This is a genomic window from Hydrocoleum sp. CS-953 (assembly GCF_002260545.1).
Taxonomy (GTDB): Bacteria; Cyanobacteriota; Cyanobacteriia; order Cyanobacteriales; family Microcoleaceae; genus Trichodesmium.
Genome location: NZ_LGSU01000518.1, coordinates 1 through 3,475, shown reverse-complemented (window position 1 = coordinate 3,475; position 3,475 = coordinate 1). Strand labels below are relative to the sequence as shown.

Below are 3,475 nucleotides of genomic sequence, written 5' to 3'. Positions count from 1 at the left end.
TGAGAAACGACTAGAATTTTCATTGTATGAAGCTTCCATAAGGAAAAAGGTTGCATTCGGGAAATAACTCTGATATAATAAAATCACCAGTGGGGGTTGTTCGTCCCTACACATGACTTTTTATTCAACGCCAAAAAAGTCAGATTGAGGATAAAGTATGTGAGGGTGAAGCGATCGCTAAAATCAACACTAACATCTGAGAAACGACTAGAATTTTCATTGTATGAAGCTTCCATAAGGAAAAAGGTTGCATTCGGGAAATAACTCTGATATAATAAAATTACCAGTGGGGGTTGTTCGTCCCTACACATGACTTTTTATTCAACGCCAAAAAAGTCAGATTGACGATAAAGTATGTGAGAGTGAAGCGATCGCTAAAATCGAAAGTAAGAAGAAATGAGCGTACTATCATTTTGTGAAGCACCAAAAAAATCGTGAGAAAATAAAGTTGCATTCTCCAAAAAATTCTGATATACTAAAGTTATTGGTTGTAACTCGCCCTTACACATGACTATTAGATCAACTAAAATTAAAGTACCAGAAAAATATTGAGGTTTAAGCGATCGCTCAAATTAAAAACGGAAAAAATCCTAGAGATAATACATCAATCAGATCGATATGGTATAAAGAAATCGGGTTACAACAAAAACCCCTGCAAAACTATATATAGTGAACAATTTCTTTATGGTTATCAGTTTTGAAAGAGAAAATTGTAGTAATCTCAATATAGCTGAATCCCGCGAATGGTTAGTCACAAACGGCATAGGCGGTTACGCCTCCGGTACAATAAGCAACCTCCTAACCCGTCGCTATCACGGACTACTAATAGCAGCTCTCCAACCCCCATTAGGGCGCACTCTACTGCTAACAAAATTAGACGAAACTGCTGAATATAAAGAGGAAAACTACCCCCTATATTGTAACCGTTGGGCAGATGGAACAATAAATCCAGAAGGCTATAAACAAATAGAAAGCTTCTATTTAGAAGGAACAATAGCAGTATGGAAATTTTCCTTTGCAGACGTAATATTAGAGAAACGAATATGGATGGAGCAAGGAGAAAACACAACTTACATTCATTATAAACTACTTAGTGGTAGCCAACCATTAAATTTAGCCATCAAAGCATTAATCAACTATCGGGATCATCATCATAATACCAATGCTAACGACTGGCAAGTTAGGGCCGATAAGGTAAAACAAGGAATCTGTATTAGAGCTTTTCCGAAAGCAACCCCTCTATACTTACTGACACATCCCCAAATAGACGACAAAACCGTAGTCTCTAAACCTGCTAATGACTGGTATTATGGGTTTAACCTAGCAGTAGAAAAATATCGGGGGCAACAAGAATTAGAAGACCACCTACACGCCATCACCTTCAATGCTCAATTAGAAGTAGGAAAATCTCTAACTATAGTTGCCAGCACAAAAGAAAATGCTACTACTAATGGCGAGAGAGAACTAGCTTTTCATCAGAATTACGAACAACAAATAATCCAAAAATTTGCCACTGTCGAGGCACCTAAATCAGAAGTAAAAAATCCAGTCATTAAATTCTGGAAATCATTTACCCAGACACAAGCTGAACCTACTGCCAAAAAGACCCCAGACTGGATCAACCAATTAGTATTAGCAGCTAACCAATTTATTGTCGATCGCAAATCGCCCAAACATCCATACGGCAAAACTATCCTTGCAGGTTATCATTGGTTTGAAGACTGGGGACGCGACACCATGATTAGTTTACCTGGTTTAACTATTTGTACAAAACAATTGGATGTCGCCCTGTCTATTCTGCTCACCTTTGCTGAGTATGTTGACCAAGGAATGTTGCCAAACCGCTTCCCCGACGGTGCAACTAAACCAGATTATAATACTGTAGATGCCACACTTTGGTATTTTGAGGCAATTCGAGCATACTATGAAGCAACCGAAGATGACAAATTATTAGCAGAATTGTTTCCAGTGTTAGCAGAAATTATTGACTCCTACCGTCGAGGTACTCGTTATAATATCCAGTTAGATGCTGATGATGGTTTAATTTATGCAGGTGAAACAGGTAGTCAACTTACTTGGATGGATGCGAAAGTAGATGATTGGGTAGTGACACCGCGTATTGGGAAACCAATTGAAATCAGTGCTTTGTGGTACAATGCTCTGCAAATCATGGATAAGTTTGCCCAACAGTTGGGTAAGAATAATCTAGATTATGAAAGATTATCAAGGTTGATAAAGGAGAAGGGTTTTGCTCGTTTCTGGAATCAAGAAGGTGGTTACTGTTACGATGTAATAGATACACCTAATGGTAATGATGCTTCTTTGCGACCGAATCAAATATTTGCCTTATCATTGCCAGCAATGGGTAAATATAGTTATGTTCCTCTCCTGACAACAGAGCAAGAAAAACAGGTGATGGATATATGCACTCAAAAGCTATTAACTCCTTATGGTTTACGCAGTCTTGCTAGCGACGATCCAAAGTATAAAGGTGTTTATGGTGGAGATATTTATCAACGTGATGGTGCTTATCATCAAGGTACTGTTTGGGGTTGGTTGATAGGTGCTTATGCTGTAGCGCATTTACGAATTTATAATGATCCGGTAAAAGCTGAGGAGTTATTGAAACCAATGGCAGAGCATTTAATGGTGCATGGTATTGGTAGTATCAGTGAAATTTTTGATGGCAATGAACCGATGACACCTCGTGGTTGTATTGCTCAAGCGTGGAGTGTTGCAGAAGTTTTGCGAGCTTGGTCAGTGATTAATAAGGTTAATTGAAATCAAAAATAACCCTTTATTTAGGGCAGTATTTAGCAGTGAAGTAATTGTTCCAACCAAGGAATTACTTCACTGCTGTTTTGGTTTACAGCAGTTTTCATTTCAGTAGACCACAGTAGGGACTTTCCATGGAACCTCCCTACTAGGTTTTGGTTGTAAAGATGTGGTTCATCAACTTGAAAAGCGCTGTAGAGAAAGATATATAGCAATCAAAGCAAAGGTTATATCAAATCTGCTTGCTTTGGAAAATAAGGTTCTAAAACAGGCATAAACTCCAACAAGGGTAGGGGTTTGGAAACCAAACCCCCCGTAGGGGCGTTAATTCTCCTGATACTAACTGATTTGATATTCTACCATTTCTGATAGCGTAGCTCCTCTTTCAACAATTAATAATTAATAATTAATAATTAATAATTACTTCTTATTTGACTTCAGTGGTTAGCCCTCCTGGCTTCTGACTCCTGACTCCTCCCGTCATTATTCATTACTATACAACCAGACATAATATTACTTTATTCATTACTAAAAGTAGGTTTTAAATCCGGATAAATTCCTGATATGTTGTAAAAAAACTTTCTCCTCCTTATACATTCAAATTCTTTTCTCTTCCCTCCTGACTCCTGACTCCTGACTCCTAAAAAAGTCCCCTAGCTATTTGTAGCAAAAATTTATCAAAATTGTATTATCCGGACAT

Annotated in this window: 2 protein-coding genes; one reads left to right on the top strand and one right to left on the bottom strand. The window is 37.8% G+C overall.

Translation table 11 applies throughout. From position 1 onward, the window contains the following. Positions 1 to 83: 83 nt before the first annotated feature. Complete coding sequence (locus tag AFK68_RS36305; protein ID WP_168186331.1) at positions 84 to 236, bottom strand: hypothetical protein; 153 nt, start codon at positions 234 to 236, stop codon at positions 84 to 86. Positions 237 to 684: 448 nt separating this feature from the next. Between AFK68_RS36305 and AFK68_RS05400 the strand changes: the two genes are divergently transcribed. Beyond that, positions 685 to 2,781, top strand: coding sequence for an amylo-alpha-1,6-glucosidase (locus tag AFK68_RS05400; RefSeq protein WP_094671900.1), 2,097 nt, complete (start codon positions 685 to 687; stop codon positions 2,779 to 2,781). Positions 2,782 to 3,475 lie beyond the last annotated feature (694 nt).

Bases quoted from the DNA above. Each gene is read 5' to 3' on its own strand.
- AFK68_RS05400 (WP_094671900.1), top strand. From the start codon at position 685: ATGGTTATCAGTTTTGAAAGAGAAAATTGTAGTAATCTCAATATAGCT.
- AFK68_RS36305 (WP_168186331.1), bottom strand. From the start codon at position 236: ATGGAAGCTTCATACAATGAAAATTCTAGTCGTTTCTCAGATGTTAGT.